This is a genomic window from Microbacterium sp. HD4P20, from assembly GCF_019449275.2.
In the GTDB taxonomy this organism is placed as follows: domain Bacteria; phylum Actinomycetota; class Actinomycetes; order Actinomycetales; family Microbacteriaceae; genus Microbacterium.
In genome coordinates, this window is sequence record NZ_JAHZQZ020000022.1 from 84910 (window position 1) to 105004 (window position 20095).

A 20095-nucleotide genomic window follows, 5' to 3' on the forward strand; every position below is an offset into this window, starting at 1 on the left:
CTAGTCGAGTCTACGAATCGGGGCCGACGCCTCACGCAGGGCGGGGACGGCCCGAGCGACCACGCCCCCTGTCGCCGCGGACCGCGGGGAAGCCCGGGGCGCTCGGGGCGGCGGCTACTGTGGCGGCATGGCTGCTCTCAGCACGATCGTGGGCATCGTCCTGGTCGTCGTCGCCCTGAACGATGTGTTCCAAACCCTCCTTCGTCCCACCGCGACGGGGCGGCTCAGCACCGTCGTCTTCCGGACGGTATGGAGACTCAGCAGGCGGGGCAGGCGACTGGCCACCGCCAGCGGTCCCCTGACGATCCTCGCGACAGTCCTGGTCTGGCTGACGCTCATCGCTGGCGGCTGGGCGCTCGTGTACCTTCCGCACATCCTCGACGGCTTCGCCTATTCAGGTGTCGACCCGTCCGCCTACCACCCGTTCGCAGAAGCCATGACGTTCTCACTCGTGGCGCTGACCACCCTGGGGCTGGGGGATGTCGTCCCGGTCGACCCGGTCATCCGGGCCATCGCGCCTCTGGAGGCGCTGACGGGCTTCGCGATGCTCTCGGCGTCCGTCTCGTGGTTCATGCAGCTGTATCCCGCACTGTCGCGCCGGCGAGCGGTCGCGATCGAGCTCACGAGCCTGCACGAGGCGGGGATGACGCGCGACCTGGCCGAGCTGAGCCCGGAGCGTGCCGCGGCCATCGTCCGGTCGGTGTCGCGGTCGCTCGCGGAGCTGACGGCCGACCTCGTCCAGAACGCCGAGATCTTCTACTTCGCGGAGGGGGATGAGCGGCTCTCGGCGCCGGGTGCCCTCCGCTACGCGCTCGAACTGCGCGACGCTGCCCTCGCGACGGCCAGCGCGGACGTCCGGGCGGAAGGACGAGCCCTGGCCAGTGTGATCGACGAGCTGGCGCGCGTGCTCCGGCACCAGTACCCGCACCTGGCCGGAGACTCCGCGGCCGACGTCCTCGAGAGCGCGGCCAGCGGTCACGGCCATGGCCACCGCGGTCGCACGGCCCCCTGACCCCACCCGGTCGAGCCCGCGCTGCACCTTCCGGCATCCGCCACGCCGCGCGACGGCGCGGATGCCGCGCCCTGCCACGCAGCCGCAACGAGCAGCCGCAACGAGCAGCCGGAACGAGCAGCCGCAACGGCGAAAGGCCCGGAGTTCCGAGGAACTCCGGGCCTTCGAGGCTTCGTGCTGGGCTTACCAGGACGACTTGGTCACGCCGGGCAGCTCGCCACGGTGTGCCATGTCGCGGAAGCGGACACGCGAGATGCCGAACTTGGTGAGGACACCGCGGGGGCGTCCGTCGATGACGTCGCGCGAACGAACGCGCACGGGCGATGCGTTGCGGGGCAGCTTCTGCAGGCCCACGCGAGCGGCCTCGCGCTCTTCGTCGGTCGACGTCGGCGACACGAGCGCCTTCTTCAGCTCGGCGCGCTTGGCGGCGTAGCGGTCGACGATCACCTTGCGCTGCTCGTTGCGCGCGATCTTGCTCTTCTTGGCCATGAGATCAGCGCTCCTCTCGGAATTCGACGTGCTTGCGGATGACCGGGTCGTACTTCTTGAGCACGATGCGGTCGGGGTTGTTGCGGCGGTTCTTGCGCGTGACGTAGGTGTAACCCGTGCCCGCGGTGGAACGCAGCTTGATGATCGGACGGACGTCCTGAGCCTTCTTCGCCATTAGAGCTTCACACCCTTCGCGAGGAGGTCCTTGACGACGGACTCGATGCCGCGTGCGTCAATCACCTTCATGCCCTTCGCCGACACGTTGAGCTTGATGTTGCGGCCCAGCGACGGCACGAAATATGTCTTCTTCTGCACGTTCGGGTCGAAGCGGCGCTTCGTCCGGCGGTGCGAGTGCGAGATGTTGTGACCGAAGCCGGGAACTGCTCCAGTCACCTGGCACACTGCTGCCATAGTGATGTCTCCTTAGTACCGTGAAGCCGGACGGCCCCACCCAAGATCCCTTGTCTACATTCCGAGACGCACCTCGGCACCGCCCGGAATCTTCCGGTCGTTGAGCGAGCTTGCGAGACGAAACGCGAACTGCGTGCTGGAGTGCGCGCAGACAAAGAGTCAGTCTAGCACGGCGTCGGCGGCCTCTTGAGCCCCGCGGCCCCAGCGGAACGGCGACACCGTCGGGTCGCCGGGCACCCAGTACCGCCACGGGAACGCCGCCGTACCCGCGACGCCGGCGACGCCCACGCGCGGGCCCGACGCGATGTCGGCGAGAGGATCCGTCAGCAGCTCCAGGCGCGCCACGGCACCGTGCCACGGCGTGCCGGCGACCGCGTCGATTCCGTCGTGGACCGGATGCCGCAGGCCGATCGCGTCGCCGAGCCGGCCGGGTCCGCGTGCGAGGTCGCGGACGGTCTTGGCGGCAGGCCTGCGGCGGGCCGCGGCATCCGTCCCCTCGATGACCTGCCCCGCACGCAGCAGCACTCCGCCCGCGACGCCTTCCGGACCGCACACCACATTGACGCAGGAATGGATGCCGTGACTGAGGTACACGTACAGGTGCCCGGGTTCGCCCCACATCGTGGCGTTGCGCGCGGTCGGTCCCATGCGGGCGTGCGAGCCGGGGTCGGCCATCGGGCCGGTGCCACGGCCGTGGTACGCCTCGACCTCGGTGAGGCGCACTGTCACTGCCTCACCGGCGACGATGGTCGTCAGGTGCGCGCCGAGCAGCTTGGGTGCGACGTCGGCAGGAAGACCCGCGAGTTCCGCGCGGGTGGCGGCGCGAAGCTCGGATCCGGACATGCCGCGATCTTACGCAGGCAGACGCCTGCTCGCGGTCGCCGGCGGCGGCCCACTTCGGGCCGCGGTCATTGCGGTGGAACCTGGCACCAGGAGATCGCGGCGCCGGCGAGCGCCACGACGGGCTCGCCGTCGGCGATCTCGAGGATGCGCGTCTCGGGTCGCTCGGGCAGCGGCAGCTGGTACGTGTCGTAGCTGTTCGACACCGCGTCGGGGGCCACCAGCACCGCGGCATAGCGGGCACTGGGCGACACACACACCTGCAGCACGGCATCCGTCGCCGCGATCTCGGTGAGCGGGCGCGTCTGCCCGTCGGCGGCGACGAGCGCGACGGCCGTGCGTCCGGTGGGCACCTCGCCCTCCAGGACGGCGGCGGTGCGGATGGTCGAGCCGTCCGGCAGCGGCGTCACCGAGCTCGTCCCACCGAGTTCGGTGCTCGGCGCGACCAGCGGCTCTTCGCTCGCATCCGTCAGGTCGACCACCGCCGTCTGCTCGACGCGATCGACCACGGCCTCGCTCGAGCCGCGCGCGATGCCTTCGATCGCCATGGCGGTCCCCAGCGCTGTCGCGCCCTCGCCCCCCGACCCGGTGAGCAGCAGCGCGCCGTCGAACGAGAGCAGCAGGATGCTGTCGGTGTCGGGCACGAACCGCCACTCGGCGACGCGCGGGTCGGCCCCTTCCACCGCGATCTCGGCGGGCGCGGCATCCGGATCCTTCAGCGACGCGGTGTAGAGCCTGCTCTCGCGTCCCGAATCGGCGCTGAGCTCGGCGTCCGAGAAGGTGTATCCGATCAGCTCGCCGCGGTCGGCGCTCTGCAGGTTCGACACGAACCCGTCGCCGGGAAGCGTGAGCTCGCGCTCGTTGGCACCGTCGAGGTCTGTCACGATCAGGCTCGGGCGATCCTCTTCTGTGCGGACCGACACGACGAGGTGCGAGGCCGTGGCACGGAAGTCCTCGATGTTCGGGTGCGTGAAGACCGGCACCGCGTTGTTGCCGGTGAGGTCGGTGCGGTAGATCAGGTCGCCGCCGTCGGTGGCACCCGAACGCTGCAGCAGGAACATCTGCGCGGCGGGCGTCCGGAACGTCTCCGAGACCGTCGCGGCGGGGCCACCGGCGACCGAAGCGACGTCGGCGATCTCGACGGTGTACTCGGTGTCGTCCCACAACGGCAGGGTGAAGCGCACCCCGATGCTGCGGCCCGCCGTATCGACCTCGAACGGCGTGGCGGGTGTGATCGTCACCTGCGACGCGTCGACGTCGGCCAGCGACTGTGAGGTCGTGACGATGAGACGGGATCCGGATGCCTCGGCCGCCGCCGCCGGATCCACGAACACGTCGGTGATCCGCGGACCCTGGGCGATGCTCGCCGCAGCACCGGCGAGCCCGAGCACGCCGAGCGCCGCGATGACGATCGCGAAGGCGCCGGCGAACGCGCGGCCCCGCCGCCGGCGCGAACGCGCGCGACGCGTGCCGGACTCAGTGCTCATACGGATCAGTACTCATAGGGATCCTCGGGCTCGGGGATCGACTCGACCGACACCGCGTCGATCGCGAGCCGCCCGTCCGACGAGGAGCGCACGGTGCCCGTGATCGTGACCCACTGTCCCGTGTCGGGAGCGTCCGAGGGGGCCAGGACCGGCACGCTCGCGGGCTGCGCGTCGATGACGCAATGCGTGATCACGAGCCGGGTGAGGCCGAAGCCGCCGTCTTCGGACGGCGTCACGAACCCGGTCAGCTCGACCGGGTCGCCGTCGAACGCGTCGGGGTTCGTCGCGGTCGCGAAGGTGGTCGACCATTCGCCGACCCCGAACGAGGCGGTGTCACCGGTCGAGGCGAGCTGGACGGTCGACGCGCCGCCGAACAGGGGCGGGGCCCCCACGTCGCGCGACATCGCGAGCTCAGCCGACAGCGACGCCGGCGGCAGGGCGAGTGCCAGGACGACGACTCCGGATGCCGCGATCCCGCCGACCACGGTCGCCCCGACCGCGGCGGGGTGCCGGGGGTGCTCCACAGGTGCAGCGTCGTCGTCGTGGTCGTGACCGAGGTCGTGGTCGTGGTCGTGACCCTGTCCGTGGTCGTGGCCGTGGTCGGCCTCGGCGCCGAGCGGGAGCGCGAAGGATGCGACCGTTCCGATGAGCACGACCACGGCCATCGACACCGCGAACCACGCGGACTCCGGGTTGATGTACAGCCCCAGCTGCCCCGTGAGGGCCAGTGAGAGGGTGACCACGGCGAGCGCCGCGGCGAGCCCCACGCCGAGCCACCGCGTGCCGACGAATCCTGCCTTACGCAAAGAGATTCACCGCCGTCCCGATGGCGAAGGCCGCGAGCACGACCACCACGACGATGCCGCCGAGCGTCCGCCACGTGAAGGTCGTGCGCATGAGCGCGAGCATCTTGACGTCGACGAGGGGCCCGACCAGCAGGAAAGCGACGATCGAGCCGGGCGTGAAGGTCGAGGCGAACGACAGCGCGAAGAACGAGTCCACGTTCGAGCAGATCGACACGACCATGGCCAGGGCCACCATTGCCACGATCGACAGTGCCGGATTGGAGCCGATCGCCACGAGCGCCTCGCGGGGCACCAGCACCTGCACCGCCCCGGCGAGCGCCGACCCGATCACGAGCGCCGGCATGACCGCACGCAGCTCGACCACGAACTGCGAGATGGTGCGCCGGCCGCGGCCTCCGGGCTCGTGCGCGATCAGGGCGCACGTGTCGCGGAAGCGGTCGGTCAGCAGGGCGTCGGGAGAGGGATGCCGGCTGTAAAGCCAGCCGATGAGGTTGGCGATGGCATACCCGCCGAGCAGCCGGGCGATCAGCACGCCGTCGCTGAGACCGAACGCCTGATGGGTCGTGATGATCACGATGGGGTTGACGATGGGCGCCGCGATCAGGAAGGTCAGGGTCTCGGGCACCGAGAAGCCGCGCATGAGCAGGCCGCGCGCGAACGGCACGTTGCCGCACTCGCAGACCGGCACGATCATGCCGAGGAGTGACAGCACCGCGCGTCGTGCCCACGCGCGGCGCGGCATCCATCGCTCGATGACCCCCGGCGGCACCCACACCTGCACGACGATCGACAGCACGACCCCGAGCGCCACGAAGGGCAACGACTCGATGAGCACGCTGATGGCGAGGGTCAGTCCGTCCTGTGCGCGCGTCGGAAGCGGCGCGGGGAAGAGCTGCGGGGCGAGCCAATCGACCAGGAACAGTCCTGCGACGACGACGAGGCCGACGCCGAGCCACACCAGGGTGCGGGCCGACGACGAGGGCCGTGCCGCGGCCTGCGCAGCCGTCTCGTGACGGTGGGGGCGAGCGCGACCGGCCGGAGGGCGGGGGTCAGTCCGCGTCACGCTCTTCGACGTCTTTCATCTCCCCGGCCGTCGCGTCGCGTTCAGCCGAGCACGAGGCGCACAGCCCGAAGATGTCGACGATGTGCTCGGCCTCGCTGAAGCCATGGCGCTCGGCCGTGCGCTTGGCCCATTGCTCGACGTCGGTCGCCTCGATCTCGACGGTCAGCCCGCACGAGCGGCAGATCAGGTGGTGGTGATGCCCGGCGCTGATGCAGGCGCGATACAGCGCCTCGCCGTCGGGGCTCTGCAGCGAGTCGGCGTCGCCCTGAGCGGCGAGGCCGGCCAGCGCGCGGTACACCGTGGCCAGGCCGATGCCGGTGTTCTCGTCGCGCAAGGTCGCGTGCAGGGACTGCGCGCTCACGAAGCCACGGGCGTCGGCGAGCGCTTCGCGCACGCGCTCGCGCTGCCAGGTGTTGCGCTGAACCATGCCCGGGAGTCTAGCCGCGGCGCCTGGACATCGGCCGGGCGCCACTTTTGCGCCGGCTCATCCCGCGGTGACGGTCGCGGCGCGCGTCACGCGACCGCGTCGGGCGCCGATCACCCGGCAGACGAGGTAGATCACGAACGAGATCGTCGTGATGTACGGGCTGACCGGCAGCGTGCCCATGATCGCGAGCAGGATGCCGCCGACCGCCGACACGAATCCGAACAGGGCCGACAGCAGGGGCACAGACAGCGGTCCCGACGCCACCCGCATCGCCGCGGCGGCCGGCGTGACCAGCAGCGCCATGACCAGCAGGGCGCCGATGATGTGCACGGCGACGGCGACGATCAGCCCCAGCAGCAGCATGAAGGCCAGCGAGACGGCGGTCGTCGGCACACCGCGCGCCGCGGCGGACTGCGGGTCGAGCGAGTCGAAGCGCAGCGGCCGCCAGATGAGCAGCAGTCCCAGCAGCACGACGGCGCCGATCCCGATCAGCCAGCCGAGCTGGCCCGACTGCACCGAGACGATCTGCCCCGTCAGCAGACTGAACCGGTTGGCACTGCGGCCGTCGTACAGAGACAGGAACAGGATGCCGAGCCCCAGCCCGAACGGCATCAGCACGCCGATGATCGAGTTGCGGTCGCGCGCACGCGCGCCGAGCCACCCGATGATCGCGGCCGCCGCGATCGATCCGATGATCGAGCCTGTGACGACGTCCCAGCCGATGAGGAGCGCCGCCGCGGCCCCGGCGAACGAGAGCTCGCTGATGCCGTGCACCGCGAATGCCATGTCGCGCTGCATGATGAACACGCCGATGAGACCGCCGACGAGACCGAGCACGGCCCCCGCCCACACCGAGTTCGACACCAGGGCGAGGATCTCGCCGTAGTACGGCAGGCCGCCGAACATCGCGTCGGCGGCGTCGTCCCAGTTCACTCGTGCACCTCGTCGTGATGGTGATGGGATGCCTCGGCATCGGGCGCACCCACGACGACGAGCCGGTCGCCCGCCCGCAGCACGAAGACATGCGCGCCGTAGAGCGCCGTGAGCACCTCCGAGCGGAGCACCTCCTCCGGAGTGCCGAGCGTGAACCGGCCGTTCGCGATGTAGAGGATGCGGTCGACCTTGCCCAGCAGCGGGTTGATGTCGTGGGTCACGACCATGACGGCCGCGGGGCCCACGCGGCCGGAGGCTCGGCCTGAAACATCAGCGGCGGGGGGAGAGTCCGTGGGGAGCTTCTCGCGCCGGTGCCGGTCGATGAGACTGATCACGGCCTGCTGGTTGGCCAGGTCCAGGCTCGTCAGCGGCTCGTCGCACAGCAGCAGCAGCGGATCGTCGGCCAGCGCCTGTCCGGCGCGCAGCCGCTGCTGTTCGCCGCCCGACAGCTGTCCGATCGGCCGGTCGGCGAACTCCCGCGCTCCGACCGCGTCGATCAGCGCGTCGACGCGCTCGCGGTCGCCGCGCCGCGGGAGCGGAAAGCCGAACCGATGGCCGTCGACGCCGAGGGCGACGAGGTCTCGGCCGCGCAGCGCCGTGTCGCGTGGGAGCGGCCGGGATTGCGGGATGTAGCCGACGCGGCGGCTGCCTGGACTGCGCACTTCACTGCCGAGGACTCGGATGCTGCCGCTCGACAGATCTTCGAGGCCGAGGATCGCGCGCAGGAGCGTCGTCTTGCCCGAACCGCTCGGGCCGAGAACGGCGATCAGCTCGCCCGCGTGCACGTCGAGGTCGAGGCCCGACCACAGCTCGCGGTCACCGCGCCGGAGCGCGGCATCCCGGATGGTGAGGATCGGCTCGCGCGAGCCGGCGGTCACTCGTCCAGTGCCGCGCTCAGCGCCTCGATGTTCTCCTGCATCCACGAGATGTAAGTCTGGCCCTCCGGCAGCGTTTCCGAAAACGCGATCACCGGGATGCCGGCGGCCTCGGCCGCGTCCACGATCTGGGTCGTCTCGGCTCCACCCGTCTGGGTGTTGGTGATGACGACGCTCACCTCGCCCGACTCGATCAGTCCCAGGGACTCGAGCAGGGTCGCGGGTGCGACATCCTGTCCTTCTTCGACCGCCTCGCTGAAGGCTTCGGGCGTCACGTTCTCGAGGTCCGCCTCACGGACGAGGTAGCCCGGCACCGGCTCGGTGACGAAGACGTGCTCGCCCTCGTGCGCGCTGCCGATCTCGGCCAGCGAGTCCTCCAGGCCCTCGATCTCGCCGACGAACGCTTCGGCGTTCGCGGTGAAGGTCTCAGCGTCGTCGGGGCTCAGTTCGCCGAGCTCCTCGGCGATCGCCTCGGCGACGTAGGCCATGGTGTGCGGGTCGTACCAGACGTGCTCGTTGAAGCCCTCGATGTGCTCGTGGCCTTCCTCGGCATGCTCGTCGGCGTGCTCGTCGGTCGCGGCATCGGTCTCGTCGGCGTGCGTTTCGTCGGCGTGCTCGTCGGTCGCGGCATCCGTCTCATCCGCGTGCTCGTCGGCGTGCTCTTCCTCGTGACCGGCGTTCTCGGGCCAGTCGTGCGAGTACTCCGCGGCGGTGATGACGTGAGCCTCGCTGCCGCTGGACTTGATCAGGGCGTCGACGTACGCGTCGTACCCGCCGCCGTTCTCGATGATCAGGTCGGCGTCGGCGACGGTGAGCTGGTCACGCGCGCTCGGCTCGAACGAGTGCGGGTCCTGCGACTCGCTGGTGATGATGGAGGTGACCTCGACGAGGTCTCCGCCGATCTGCTCGGCGATCTGCCCGTAGACGTTGGTCGAAGCCACCACCGTCAGGCCCGCTTCCGGCTCGGTGTCGCCGGCGGCCTGAGGTGTGCCGGCACAGCCCGCAAGGGCGAGAACGGATGCCGCGGCCAGGCCGAGCAGGGTCAGGGAGCGTCGATTCGGGGCCATGTCGGCCATTCTACCGCTATTGATAATCGTTCTCTGACCGCTGGCCCGCCTCAGTCCAGCAGCAGCGCGGGCTCCTCGAGGATCGAGGCGACGTCGGCGATGAACCGCGACATGCCGTCGCCGTCGATCACGCGATGGTCGAACGATCCCGACACCGTCGTGACGAAGCGCGGGCGCACCTCGCCGTCGACGACCCACGGCTTCTGGCGGATCGTGCCCATCGCGACGATGCCGGCCTCGCCGGGGTTGATGATCGGGGTGCCGGCATCCATTCCGAACACGCCGATGTTGGTGATCGTGATCGTGCCGCCCTGCTGGTCGGCGGGCGTGGTGCGCCCTTCTCGCGCGGTGAGCGTGAGCTTCTCGAGCGCGCGGGCGAGTTCGCGCATCGACAGCTCCTGTGCGTCCTTGATGTTGGGCACCAGCAAGCCGCGCGGCGTGGCGGCGGCGATGCCGAGATTGACGTATCGGCGCACCCGGATCTCGGCGCCGCCCTCGGCGTCGACCCACGCGGCGTTGACCATCGGCGTGCGGCGTGCGGCCCAGATCACGGCACGCGCCATGATGAGCAGGGGAGAGATCTTGACATCGGCGAAGTCGGGAGAGGCCTTCAGTCGCTTGACGAGCTCCATCGTGCGCGTCGCGTCGACGTCGGTCCACACCGACACGTGAGGTGCGGAGTACGCCGACTGCACCATGGCCGACGACGTCGCCTTGCGCACGCCCTTGACCGCGATCGTCTCCTCGCGCCCCGCGGCATCGGGAGCGGGCGTCGCCGGGGACACCGTCCCCGCGGCCTCCGGCCGCGGGGGCCCAGCCGGCCCGGCCGAGCGCTGCGGCGCCGGGATCCTCTCTTCACGCACGTCGCCCCACTCGGGCGTCTCGATGTTTCGGAACACGCTGGCCTGCGACGCGTGGCGCACGACGTCTTCGCGCGTGACCTCGCCGGCCGGGCCGCTCGGCGAGACAGCGGCCAGTTCGACGCCCAAGTCGCGCGCGAGCTTGCGGATCGGCGGCTTCGCGACGACGCCGACGGATGCCGCGACCCGCTGCGCGGCAGGAGCCGCTGTCTTACGGCGGCGGGACTGCACGTGACCCCCGGTGCCGTAGCCGACGAGCACCGCACCGTCGCCGGCGTCCGGTGCCGCGTCGGGCTCGCCGTGCTCGGACTGTCCGACGGTCGCCGGGCCCGCGGCATCCGTCGTCGATGCGATCGTGATGATCGGCGCCCCGACGTTGACCGTCTCGCCCTCGGGTACCAGCAGCTCGCCGACCGTGCCGGCGAACGGCGAGGGGAGCTCGACGAGCGACTTGGCGGTCTCGATCTCGACGAGCACGTCGTTGACGGCGACGTCGTCGCCCGGGGCCACCCGCCACGAGACGATCTCAGCCTCGGTCAGCCCCTCGCCGACGTCCGGGAGAAGGAAGGTCTGCGTGCTCATGTGGTCCTCACGGGTCAGTAGGCGAGGGCGCGGTCGACGGCCTCGAGGATGCGATCGGCGTCGGGGAGGTAGGTGCCCTCGAGCTTGGCGGCGGGGAACGGCGTGTCGAAGGCCGACACGCGCAGCACGGGGGCCTCGAGCGCGTAGAACGCCCGCTCCATGACGGTCGCGGCGACCTCGGAGCCGAGCGAGTTGAACCCCGGAGCCTCCTGCGCGTAGACCATGCGGCCGGTGCGGCGCACCGAGTCGAGGATCGGGCCGTAGTCGACGGGCGACAGCGAGCGCAGGTCGACGACCTCGCACGAGGTGCCCTCCGACTCGGCCACCGAGGCGGCTTGCAGCAGCGTCGTCACCATCGCACCGTGGCCGACGAGCGTGACGTCGGTGCCGCGGCGCACGACCCGCGAAGCGTGCAGGGGCAGCGCGCGGGCCGACGTGTCGACCTCGCCCTTCTGCCAGTACTTGGCCTTGGGCTCGAGGAAGATCACGGGGTCGGGTGAGGCGATCGCGTCCTGGATCATCCAGTACCCGTCGTTCGGCGTCGAGGGGCTCACGACGCGCAGACCCGGGGTGTGCGTGAAGTACGCCTCGGGGCTCTCCTGGTGGTGCTCGATCGCGCCGATGTGCCCGCCGTACGGAATGCGGATGACCACGGGCATCTGCAGCGCGCCTTCGTGGCGGTTCGTGATCTTGGCGAGCTGAGATGTGATCTGGTCGAACGCGGGGTAGACGAAGCCGTCGAACTGGATCTCGACCACCGGCCGGAAGCCCGCCATCGCCAGGCCGATCGCGGTGCCGACGATGCCTGACTCTGCCAGCGGGGTGTCGATCACGCGCCGCTCGCCGAACTCGGCCTGCAGCCCCTCGGTCACGCGGAACACGCCGCCGAGCTTGCCGATGTCCTCGCCCATGAGCAGCACACGGTCGCTGCTCGCAAGCGACGCTCGCATGCCGGCGTTGATCGCGCGGCTGAGCGGCATGGTCTCCACCGCCCGCGTCTCGGCATCCGCGTGCACGGAGGGCTCGGGGCGTTTCGTCTCGCTCGCGGTTCCTGAGCTTGTCGAAATGCGCTCGCTCAACGACCGGGTATCTGTCACGATGCGCCTCCTTCGAAGGATGCCTCGTAGTCGGCGAGCCAGCGGCGCTGCTCGTCGATGAGCGGGTGGTCCTCCGAGTACACGTGCGCGAACATCGCTTCGCGGTCGAGCCCGCCCAGCGCGTTGGTCCGCGTGCGGACGTCGTCGGCGAGCGCTTCGGACTCGGCTTCCACGTCCGCGAAGAAGGCCTCGGACGCGCCCCGCGCGAGCAGGTACGCCCTCATGCGCGCGATCGGATCGCGGCGGCGCCACGACTCCTCCTCGTCCGACGTGCGGTACTTCGTGGGATCGTCGCTCGTGGTGTGCGCGCCGAGGCGATAGGTCATCGCCTCGATCGCGCGGGGCCCCGAGCCCGAGCGCGCCTCGTCGAGCGCCCGGCGGGTCACCGCCCAGCTCGCGAGGACGTCGTTGCCGTCGATGAGGATGCTCGGCATGCCGTAACCCTCGCCCCGCTTGTAGAGCGGGGAGCGCGACTGCGTCGCGACCGGAACCGAGATGGCCCACTGGTTGTTCTGCAGGAAGAAGACCTCGGGGGTCGCATAGCTCGCCGCGAACACCATGGCTTCGTGCACGTCGCCTTGGCTGGATGCGCCGTCGCCGTAGTAGACGACGACGGCCTCGTCGCGCTCAGGGTCGCCGGTGCCGCAGCGGCCGTCGAAGACCAGTCCCATGCCGAAGCCGGTGGCGTGCAGGGTCTGCGCCCCGAGCACGAGCGTGTAGATGTGGGTGTTGCCGTTCTTCGGATCGAAGGGATCCCAGCCGCCGTGCGTGAGGCCGCGCATGAGGCGGATGATGTCGATCGGGTCGACGCCGCGGATCTTCGTCACGACATGCTCGCGGTAGGACGGGAAGATGTGGTCCTGCGGGCGGGCGGCGTGCGCCGAGCCGACCTGCGCGGCCTCTTGGCCGTAGCTCGGCGGCCACAGCGCGAGCTGGCCCTGGCGCTGCAGGTTCGTCGCCTGAACGTCGAAGGCCCGGATGACGGCCATGTCGCGGTAGAACTGCTCGAGATCGGCGTCGCCGAGGCCGTTCACGAGCTCGAGGTACGGCTCGGCGGCGGCGCTGGGGGCGAACGTGCCGTCCGCCTGCAGGAGCCGGACGAGAGTGGGGTCCTCGGGCGACACGCCGGCGGCGCCTGGCGGGGGTGTGGGGGCAGTCGTCGCCGACTCTTCGGGAGGCGTCACCGTTCTACGCTAGCCCGCGGCCCGAGTGACCCTGTGGGAGGTCCTTCACAACGGATGCCGCGATCCGTAGGACCTTGTCGACAGATTCCTCCTCGCCGACCGAGATCCGGATGCCGTCGCCGGCGAACGGGCGGACGATCAGGCCTGCCGCATCGAAGGCCGCGCCGACCTCGAGCGTCTCGGCGCCGCTCGGCAGCCACACGAAATTGCCCTGTGCGTCGGGGATCTGCCAGCCCGCCTCGCGCAGCGCGGCGGCCAGGCGGTCGCGGCGATCGGCGATCGAGCGCACCCGCTCGATCAGCTCGTCGTGCGCGTCCAGGCTGGCCAGCGCCGCCTCTTCGGCGTGAGCGGTGACCGAGAGCGGGATGGCGGTGGTGCGCGCCGCGTCGAGCACGCGGGGGTGACCGATGGCATAGCCGATGCGGAGCCCGGCGAGCCCGAACGCCTTCGAGAACGTGCGCAGGACCACGACATTGGGGTGCGCTCCGCCGGCGAGCACCCGGGTGCCGTCCACGGCGGCGGGCGCCGTGACGAACTCGGAGTAGGCCTCGTCGAGGATCACCAGCACGTCCGACGGCACTCGCTCGACGAACGCGTCGAACTCCGCCTGCGTGACGACCGGCCCGGTGGGGTTGTTGGGGGTGCAGACGATGATCGCACGCGTGCGTTCGGTGATGGCGGCGGCCATCGCGTCCAGATCATGCCGGGCGCCGATGGTGAGCGGCACCTCGACAGCCGTCGATCCGGCGACCACGGCGAGCCACGGGTACGCCTCGAAAGAGCGCCACGCGTAGATCACCTCGTCGCCGGGTCCGGACGTGGCCTGCACGAGCTGCGCGAGGATCGACACGCTGCCGGCCCCGATGTGCACGCCATCGACGCCGACCGCGAACCGCTCGGCGAGGCGCGCGCGCAGGCGATTGGCCGCGGCATCCGGGTACCGGTTCAACGCGGTGGCGGCCTGGACGCGAGCGAGGACGCCCGGCAGCGGATCGAACGGGTTCTCGTTGCTCGAGAGTTTGAACGCCTCGGCGCCGGCCTGCTTGCCCTGTTTATAGGGTGGCAGCGCGGCGACCTCGGCGCGCACGCGGACAGGGATCTCTGGTGCGTCGGTCACGCCCCGAGTCTAAGAGCGGGGGACGGATGCCGCGCCATGCGTTCGTGCGCCAGGTGAGCGCGGTGCGTGGGAGCGGGCGACTGCGCGCCCTTCCGGCGCGTCGCACCGGCATGCCAGACTGACGCGCATGGGCTTCCTCATCCGCGTCGTCGTCAACGCGTTCGCGATCTGGGTCGTGACCCTGATCCCGGCGCTTCAGGTCTTCGTCATCCCGTTCCCACCCGGCGAGACACTGCAGCTGATCCTCACGCTGCTGCTCGTGGCGGTGATCTTCGCCCTGGTGAACACGATCATCGGCACGGTCATCAAGGTGCTGGCCTTCCCCATCTACATCCTGACGCTCGGGCTCATCGGCCTCATCATCAACGCGTTCCTGCTGTGGCTCACGGCCTGGCTCACGCACTGGTGGAACTGGGGACTTCGCGTCGAGGACTTCTGGTGGGGCGTCGTCGCGGCGATCATCATCTCGCTCATCAACTGGATCTTCGGCATCATCCTCCGCCCGCGGAAGAAGGACTGACGCCGGCTTCACCGCGTGTCGCGGCGTATTCGGTCACCTCGACCGACTCGGCCTCTGCGAGCTGATCGAACACCGCCCGCAGCTCGCCGACCCGCGGGTCGGTGGAGGCGTCGACCATCGCCGCAGTGTCGGCGTAGATGACCATCCGGTGGGCGGGCACGTCGGCGTCCGAGAGGCCGATGTCGGTGTGGGCGACGCGCTCGGCGACGAAGCTGCCCGGCGCACCGACGGCGGCGTTGTGCCCGCCGCCAGCGAGCGCGGCCACCGGGTCGTCGGTGTGGCGCAGCGTCACACTGAGCGTGCCCGCGCCGACGTCGGCGGCGACGGGATTGCCGAAGGTGACGAGCGTGCGTGTGTCGTATTCGCCCTCGAGCGCCAGATGCGAACCGATCATGGCTCCCTGCGAATGACCGAACGCGTGCACCACGTCGCCGGGCTGCGCACCGGCCTCAGCCAGCGCCTGCGTCGTCGCGGCATACGACTCCGACTGCCGGCCGGTGTACAGCTCGTGGTTCGACTGGTTGTCCCACGGGTCGTCACCTCCGTACGCGAACGACTGCATGCCGGCGATGTAGACCGCGAACTGCTTCGAGCCGTCGGGCATCGCGTACTTCTCGACGCGCACCCGGGAGTCCCCGGCCCCCGGCATCCGCTGCGTCACCGCAGCCAGGCTCTGCGGCGCACCGGTCGCCGCCACCGGGGGTACGGGCGTCAGGGTCACCGGGCCGGCCTGGCCGGTGAGGCGCGCGTCGCGAGCGAGCCGGCCCTGACCGCCGATCCCGAGCACCGCGGCGCCCACGATCGTGCCGAGCCCGAGGGCGGCGCCGGTGCCGACTCCCGCGGGACCGCCGAACTCGGAGCCGACGACGAGCCCGCTCTCGGCCGCCTGCCGCGCGAGCTCGCCGGGCCAGTTGACCGTGCGGTTGAACTCGGACTCGAGCGCCTTCGTCCACGCGTCGGGGTGCTCCCGACTCAGGCGCGTCATCCGTGCGTCGATGACCGTCGCCCGGGCCCCATCGCCGGCCATCACAGCCGTGCGGTGCTCGGCGTTCAGTTCGACCAGCTCGTAGGCGATGGCTGCTTCGCGCAGGGCTGCGGCGATGCGCTCGGCCTCTGCTCTCACCTCGACGAGACGCTGGAACAGCACCGTCACCGACGACAGCGCGTCCCACTCCCGCAGCCCCAGCAGCGTGCCCTGCGAGTTGCCGAGCCGCCGGCAGATCCCTTCGAGGTCGGTCTCAGCGGTGACGAAGAGACCTGCGGTGTGGCGCAGGCTGACGGTGTCGACGGCAACGGCTCCGCCGCCCCGTAGCTCGAGCCCCGTCTCTGCTCGCGGCCAGGCCTCGGGGAGCCCGCTGAAGCGATCCCTCGAATGAGCGTCCACCGTGTGGCCGTCGTCGAAGGGCAGCCCACCCTCGGGCAACGGCGGAAGCCCGTCGCCGCTCATCGCGCGCCCGTCGCCGCTCATCGCGCGCCCGCCGGGGCGAAGGCGGCGGCGTACGCGTCGGCCTCGCGGAAGGCGGCGCGATCGCGAGCGTGAGCCGCATCGATCCGCGCAGTCTCGGCGAGGCAGATCAGTCCCGAGACCTGACCCGCCCACAGCTCGGCCTTCTCGTGGAAGGCGGTGGCGGCCGAGGACTGCCAGTCGGTCGCCGCAGAGAGGCCGCGCGCGGTGGCCGCGGCATCCGTCAGCCCTTCGATGAGGGCAGCCAGATCGCGCACGACGACGGCCAGCTGGTGCGAGGCGGGGGCGGCGGGGTCGTTCACGCGTCCATGCTGTCGGCCGCGGCGGTTCTCACGAGCCCGCTGCGACCGATCTGTGCATGACGAGTGGAGCGCCCCGCTTGGGGAGGAGCGGACGGATGACGCGGCCCGGCCCGAAGCGCAGGGGAGGAAGGAAGAACGACGAAGCGCCGCCCCCGGGGGAGCGGCGCCTCGTCGTGTGCGAGCTAGAAGAGCCCGCGCAGCCCCTTGACCCCCACCACCACCTTGGCGGTGTCGGTCGCGGTGTTGCCCGCGGCATCCGTCGCCGTCCACGTGAAGGTGTACACCGTGCCGTTCACGGCCTTGACCTCGAACGTGCGGTCGCCCGTCTGCTCCCACTCGCCGCCGCGCTTGCCATCGACGGCGACATCGGTGAGCTCGACGGTCACGTCACCGCGGTCGTCCTCGGCCTCGACGAGCATGCGGACGGTGCGCATCTTGTTGTTCGGCACGAGGATGAACGACGGCAGGGCGACGGCCTCGACGGTCGGTGCCGTCGTGTCGGGCGGCGTCAGGTCGAGTCCGACGATCACCGGGTCGTGGTCGCTCGAGCGGTACGCGTCGGGCGCGTAGAGCGCGTCCTGGGCGGGCTGCTTGAACGACATGTCGTAGTCGATGAGGCTCGGCTCATCGGCGTTGACGTTCCACGTCGTGGCCCCGGTCACCTCGTCGAGCACGTCGCCGCCGGCGAGCGCGTAGTCGAGGTAGCCCAGCTGACCGTCGAACACGTACGAGTAGGCGTCCTGCCCCTGGAACTGCGCGAGCAGATCCGTGTAGCCGGCGCCCGCGAGCACCTGGATCGGGTCCTCCTGGGCGTACGCGTTCAGGTCGCCCATGATGAGCTCGCGACCCGCGCCCTGACCCGTCGGGTCGGTGGCGAGCCAGTCGGCGAGCGCAGCGGCTGCCTGCGTTCGCACGCCGTTGCAGTTGCCCTGGCCGTTCGGGTCGGTCGGATCGCCCACGGCGTTGCAGTCCGAGCCCTTCGACTTCAGGTGGTTGACGACGACGGTGAAGGTCGCGCCCGCCGCGTCGGTGAAGCTCTGCGTGAGCCCCGGACGGTTGAAGTCGTCGAGCCAGCGGGCGTCCTTCGACTGATCCATCAGCTGGAACGCGCCCGCCGGCGTGACCGACGCCGGCTTGTAGATCAGTGCCGTGGTGATGACGTCGGTGCCGATCACTCCGGTCTCGATGTGGTCGTAGACCTCCGCGCCCAGCCGCTCGTTGAGCGCCGCGGTGAGGGCGGCGACCGCCGTGCCGTTGTTCTCGATCTCGATGAGGCCGAACACGTCGGCGTCGATCTCGGCGAGTGCCGTGACGATCTTCGCCTCCTGGCGCTCGAACTCGGCCGGGTCGTCGGCGCCGCGTGAATCGAGCGTCGTGAAGTAGTTGAGCACGTTGAAGCTCGCCACCTTCAGCTCGCCGCCGACCTCGGGCGCGGGCGTGCGCGGGTTGCCGACGGCGAAGTCGGCGCCTTCGGTCGGCTGCACGGCCCACACGTCGAACCGGTAGTCGAGCACGCCGGTCACGTTCGTGACCAGGTCGCCGCTGCGGAACGTGTTCTCGAGAGTGAAGACCTCGCCGTTCGGGTGGATCGCCGGGTCGGGGTTCTGCGACCCGCGGCCGTCGTCGACCGTGATGCTCTCGGCGATGTTCTTCGCGGCGAGCGCGATCGCTTCCGGCGAGCCGGCGTCATACCGGCCGGTCGGCTGCATCTGGCGTCCGAGCGACAGGCTGAAGGTTCCGAAGCGGCCGTACTCGAAGGTCTCGGCGATCGTCAGCTGCTGCGGCAGGGTGACGTACATTCCCTCCGCGGCCTCGCGCTGCTCCTCCGAGAGCGGCAGGTTCAGCGCGGTCGGCGCGGGCACCTCGGCGGTGCCGCACAGCTCGACGTCGGCCGCGACGACCTGGGTCATGCCGAAGTGCTCGGTGGCCTCGCCCGCGACCGAGACCACGTCACCCACGGCGACCTCGGCGCCGCCCGGCGCGTAGACGAACACGCCGTCGGACGTCGTGGGGTCGCCGTCACCGGCATCCTGCACGTAGTACCCGTCGAAGCCGCCGGTCTGGAAGTCGCCGACGACCACGCCCTCGATGAGCACGTCGTCACCGGCGACCGGCGTCGCCGCACCCGCGCCCTGCACGGCGCCGATGGCGACCGGCTCGAGGTCGCAGCCCGCTTCCACCGGGTCGGGGCCGGTGCCCGGATCGGTCGCGGGCGGCAGCGCGCAGTCGGCGTCGTGCACGCCCAGCCCGTCGAACGTGTCGGTCGCGAACCCGGTCCAGCCCGCCGCCGGGTCGAACGCGTCGTCCGCCGTGACATCGCCGACGCACGTGTCGGCCGTGCGGCGCAGGGTGTTGTCGGAGGTGGACGTCAGCCCGGTGCCCCACTCGCTGCCGGGGTCGACGCCGACCTGGCCGAAGACGTCCACGATCACGCCGTTCTTGGCGAGCACCACCGCGTCATCGCCGTTGAACAGACCGGACGACGACGTCTGGTCGGCCTGGGCCAGAATCGCGGGACCAGACGACGCGTGCGCGAAGACGAACACCTCGTCGGGGGCGACGCTGCCGCTCAGCGGCACGGTCAGCCCGGCCGAGGGGTTGCCGTTGAAGTGCACCTGCAGGGCGTACCCCGACGCGGCGAGGTCCACGGCCGCGGTGCTCGGGTTGTAGATCTCGAGGGCCTTGTTGTTGGACGAGCCTTCGACGTACTCGCTGATGAGCAGGTCTCCGGATGCCGCGGCCGCGGGCGGCGCGGCGACCATGACGGCCGCGGCCGCGAGCGCTGCGGCGCTGACGGCCGCCGCCAGGCGGCGTGGGGAACGGGACAGGGGCACAGATCCTCCAGTGACGATGACGATGACGGTGACGGCGGCGAGGTAGGCGGGGGACGACAGGCGAGGAGGGCGGCAGCCCTCCTCGATCCTCACAACGTAGGGGAGTGGCATCCGTCTCGGAAGACCGCGAGGAGGAGAGTTCCTTAACGTGAGGTTGCGGCTGGGCGCCGAATCTCCCCTTGGGCGCTCGCGGCGCCCGCGCGAGAATGGAACCCATGTCCTCGACCGCCGTGGAGCCCTTCCGCGTCGTCTTCGTCTGCACCGGCAACATCTGCCGGTCACCGATGGCCGACGTCGTGTTCCGGGGATTCGCGGAAGCCTCGGGTCTGGGGCTGCGCGTCGCTTCCACGAGCGCGGGGACCGGCGACTGGCACGTGGGCGAACGGGCCGACCAGCGCACGATCGAAGCACTGGCCAGATCCGGCTACGACGGCACGCGCCACCGGGCTCGGCAGTTCACGCACGCCGACTTCACCCACAGCGACCTGGTGGTCGCTCTGGACCGCAGCCATGAGCGCATCCTCCGCGGCTGGGCCCGGACCGAGACGGATGCCGACAAGATCGCGCTGCTGCTGTCGTTCGATCCGTCCGCGCACACCCTGGACGTGCCCGACCCGTACTATGCCGGGCCCGGAATGTTCGACGAGGTGCTCGGTATGATCGAGAGCGCGAGCCGGGCGCTCTTCCGGCAGCTCGAACCCGCCATCCGTCCGGTGCGCTGACA

At 70.6% G+C, this 20095-nt stretch carries 21 protein-coding genes; 3 read left to right on the top strand and 18 right to left on the bottom strand.

What is annotated here, in order from left to right; genetic code table 11:
- Positions 1-127 precede the first annotated feature (127 nt).
- Entirely contained in the window at positions 128-1012 is an 885-nt protein-coding gene (locus K0817_RS16920; RefSeq protein ID WP_219982865.1) for a potassium channel family protein, read from the top strand.
- 183 nt (positions 1013-1195) lie between these two features.
- Here the strand turns inward: K0817_RS16920 and rpsN are convergent, their stop codons facing one another.
- The 15 genes from rpsN to K0817_RS16995 all read right to left on the bottom strand — a co-directional run bounded on the left by rpsN (position 1196) and on the right by K0817_RS16995 (position 14250).
- Positions 1196-1501 carry a 30S ribosomal protein S14 gene (rpsN, locus tag K0817_RS16925; protein WP_019180467.1) on the bottom strand — a complete coding sequence of 102 codons (306 nt, stop codon included), beginning with the start codon at positions 1499-1501 and terminating at the stop codon, positions 1196-1198.
- A 4-nt stretch (positions 1502-1505) separates the two neighbouring features.
- Entirely contained in the window at positions 1506-1676 is a 171-nt protein-coding gene (gene rpmG, locus K0817_RS16930; protein WP_005051772.1) for a 50S ribosomal protein L33, read from the bottom strand.
- Positions 1676-1912 (bottom strand): 50S ribosomal protein L28, encoded by a 237-nt coding sequence (rpmB, locus tag K0817_RS16935; RefSeq protein WP_168913235.1) that lies wholly within the window; start codon positions 1910-1912, stop codon positions 1676-1678. The genes rpmG and rpmB overlap by 1 nt, the downstream gene beginning before the upstream one ends.
- Before the next feature lie 159 nt (positions 1913-2071).
- Positions 2072-2755 (bottom strand): DNA-3-methyladenine glycosylase, encoded by a 684-nt coding sequence (locus K0817_RS16940; RefSeq protein ID WP_219982866.1) that lies wholly within the window; start codon positions 2753-2755, stop codon positions 2072-2074.
- 65 nt (positions 2756-2820) lie between these two features.
- A complete protein-coding gene (locus tag K0817_RS16945) occupies positions 2821-4239 on the bottom strand; it encodes a hypothetical protein (protein ID WP_219982867.1) in 1419 nt (472 codons plus the stop codon).
- Between the two features lie 5 nt (positions 4240-4244).
- Positions 4245-5045 carry a TIGR03943 family protein gene (locus tag K0817_RS16950; protein ID WP_219982868.1) on the bottom strand — a complete coding sequence of 267 codons (801 nt, stop codon included), beginning with the start codon at positions 5043-5045 and terminating at the stop codon, positions 4245-4247.
- Positions 5038-6108 carry a permease gene (locus tag K0817_RS16955; protein WP_219982869.1) on the bottom strand — a complete coding sequence of 357 codons (1071 nt, stop codon included), beginning with the start codon at positions 6106-6108 and terminating at the stop codon, positions 5038-5040. The genes K0817_RS16950 and K0817_RS16955 overlap by 8 nt, the downstream gene beginning before the upstream one ends.
- Complete coding sequence (locus tag K0817_RS16960; protein WP_219982870.1) at positions 6095-6535, bottom strand: Fur family transcriptional regulator; 441 nt, start codon at positions 6533-6535, stop codon at positions 6095-6097. The genes K0817_RS16955 and K0817_RS16960 overlap by 14 nt, the downstream gene beginning before the upstream one ends.
- Before the next feature lie 57 nt (positions 6536-6592).
- Positions 6593-7468: a metal ABC transporter permease gene (locus K0817_RS16965; protein ID WP_219982871.1), complete on the bottom strand. Its 876-nt coding sequence runs from the start codon at positions 7466-7468 to the stop codon at positions 6593-6595.
- On the bottom strand, positions 7465-8346 hold the full coding sequence (locus tag K0817_RS16970; protein ID WP_219982872.1) for a metal ABC transporter ATP-binding protein: 882 nt from the start codon (positions 8344-8346) through the stop codon (positions 7465-7467). The genes K0817_RS16965 and K0817_RS16970 overlap by 4 nt, the downstream gene beginning before the upstream one ends.
- Entirely contained in the window at positions 8343-9410 is a 1068-nt protein-coding gene (locus tag K0817_RS16975) for a metal ABC transporter solute-binding protein, Zn/Mn family (protein WP_219982873.1), read from the bottom strand. Before K0817_RS16975 ends, K0817_RS16970 begins: the two co-directional genes overlap by 4 nt.
- A 50-nt stretch (positions 9411-9460) precedes the next feature.
- Positions 9461-10852 carry a dihydrolipoamide acetyltransferase family protein gene (locus tag K0817_RS16980; protein WP_219982874.1) on the bottom strand — a complete coding sequence of 464 codons (1392 nt, stop codon included), beginning with the start codon at positions 10850-10852 and terminating at the stop codon, positions 9461-9463.
- A gap of 14 nt (positions 10853-10866) precedes the next feature.
- Positions 10867-11832 carry an alpha-ketoacid dehydrogenase subunit beta gene (locus K0817_RS16985; protein ID WP_253735505.1) on the bottom strand — a complete coding sequence of 322 codons (966 nt, stop codon included), beginning with the start codon at positions 11830-11832 and terminating at the stop codon, positions 10867-10869.
- Between the two features lie 113 nt (positions 11833-11945).
- Positions 11946-13073 carry a thiamine pyrophosphate-dependent dehydrogenase E1 component subunit alpha gene (locus tag K0817_RS16990; RefSeq protein ID WP_219983145.1) on the bottom strand — a complete coding sequence of 376 codons (1128 nt, stop codon included), beginning with the start codon at positions 13071-13073 and terminating at the stop codon, positions 11946-11948.
- 64 nt (positions 13074-13137) lie between these two features.
- Positions 13138-14250 (bottom strand): histidinol-phosphate transaminase, encoded by a 1113-nt coding sequence (locus tag K0817_RS16995; RefSeq protein WP_219982875.1) that lies wholly within the window; start codon positions 14248-14250, stop codon positions 13138-13140.
- Positions 14251-14377: 127 nt separating this feature from the next.
- Here K0817_RS16995 and K0817_RS17000 point away from each other — a divergent pair, with 127 nt between their 5' ends.
- Positions 14378-14770, top strand: coding sequence for a phage holin family protein (locus K0817_RS17000; RefSeq protein ID WP_219982876.1), 393 nt, complete (start codon positions 14378-14380; stop codon positions 14768-14770).
- On the opposite strand, the gene K0817_RS17005 is transcribed toward K0817_RS17000, so the two are convergent.
- The 3 genes from K0817_RS17005 to K0817_RS17015 form a co-directional block, all read right to left on the bottom strand.
- A complete protein-coding gene (locus tag K0817_RS17005) occupies positions 14742-16217 on the bottom strand; it encodes a hypothetical protein (protein WP_219982877.1) in 1476 nt (491 codons plus the stop codon). The genes K0817_RS17000 and K0817_RS17005 overlap by 29 nt on opposite strands.
- A 17-nt stretch (positions 16218-16234) precedes the next feature.
- Entirely contained in the window at positions 16235-16537 is a 303-nt protein-coding gene (locus tag K0817_RS17010) for a hypothetical protein (protein WP_219982878.1), read from the bottom strand.
- Between the two features lie 182 nt (positions 16538-16719).
- Positions 16720-19371 (bottom strand): ExeM/NucH family extracellular endonuclease, encoded by a 2652-nt coding sequence (locus K0817_RS17015; RefSeq protein WP_219983146.1) that lies wholly within the window; start codon positions 19369-19371, stop codon positions 16720-16722.
- A gap of 215 nt (positions 19372-19586) precedes the next feature.
- Here K0817_RS17015 and K0817_RS17020 point away from each other — a divergent pair, with 215 nt between their 5' ends.
- The gene (locus tag K0817_RS17020) at positions 19587-20093 is read left to right on the top strand and encodes a low molecular weight protein-tyrosine-phosphatase (RefSeq protein WP_219982879.1); all 507 of its coding nucleotides are present in this window, start codon (positions 19587-19589) and stop codon (positions 20091-20093) included.
- Positions 20094-20095: the final 2 nt, after the last annotated feature.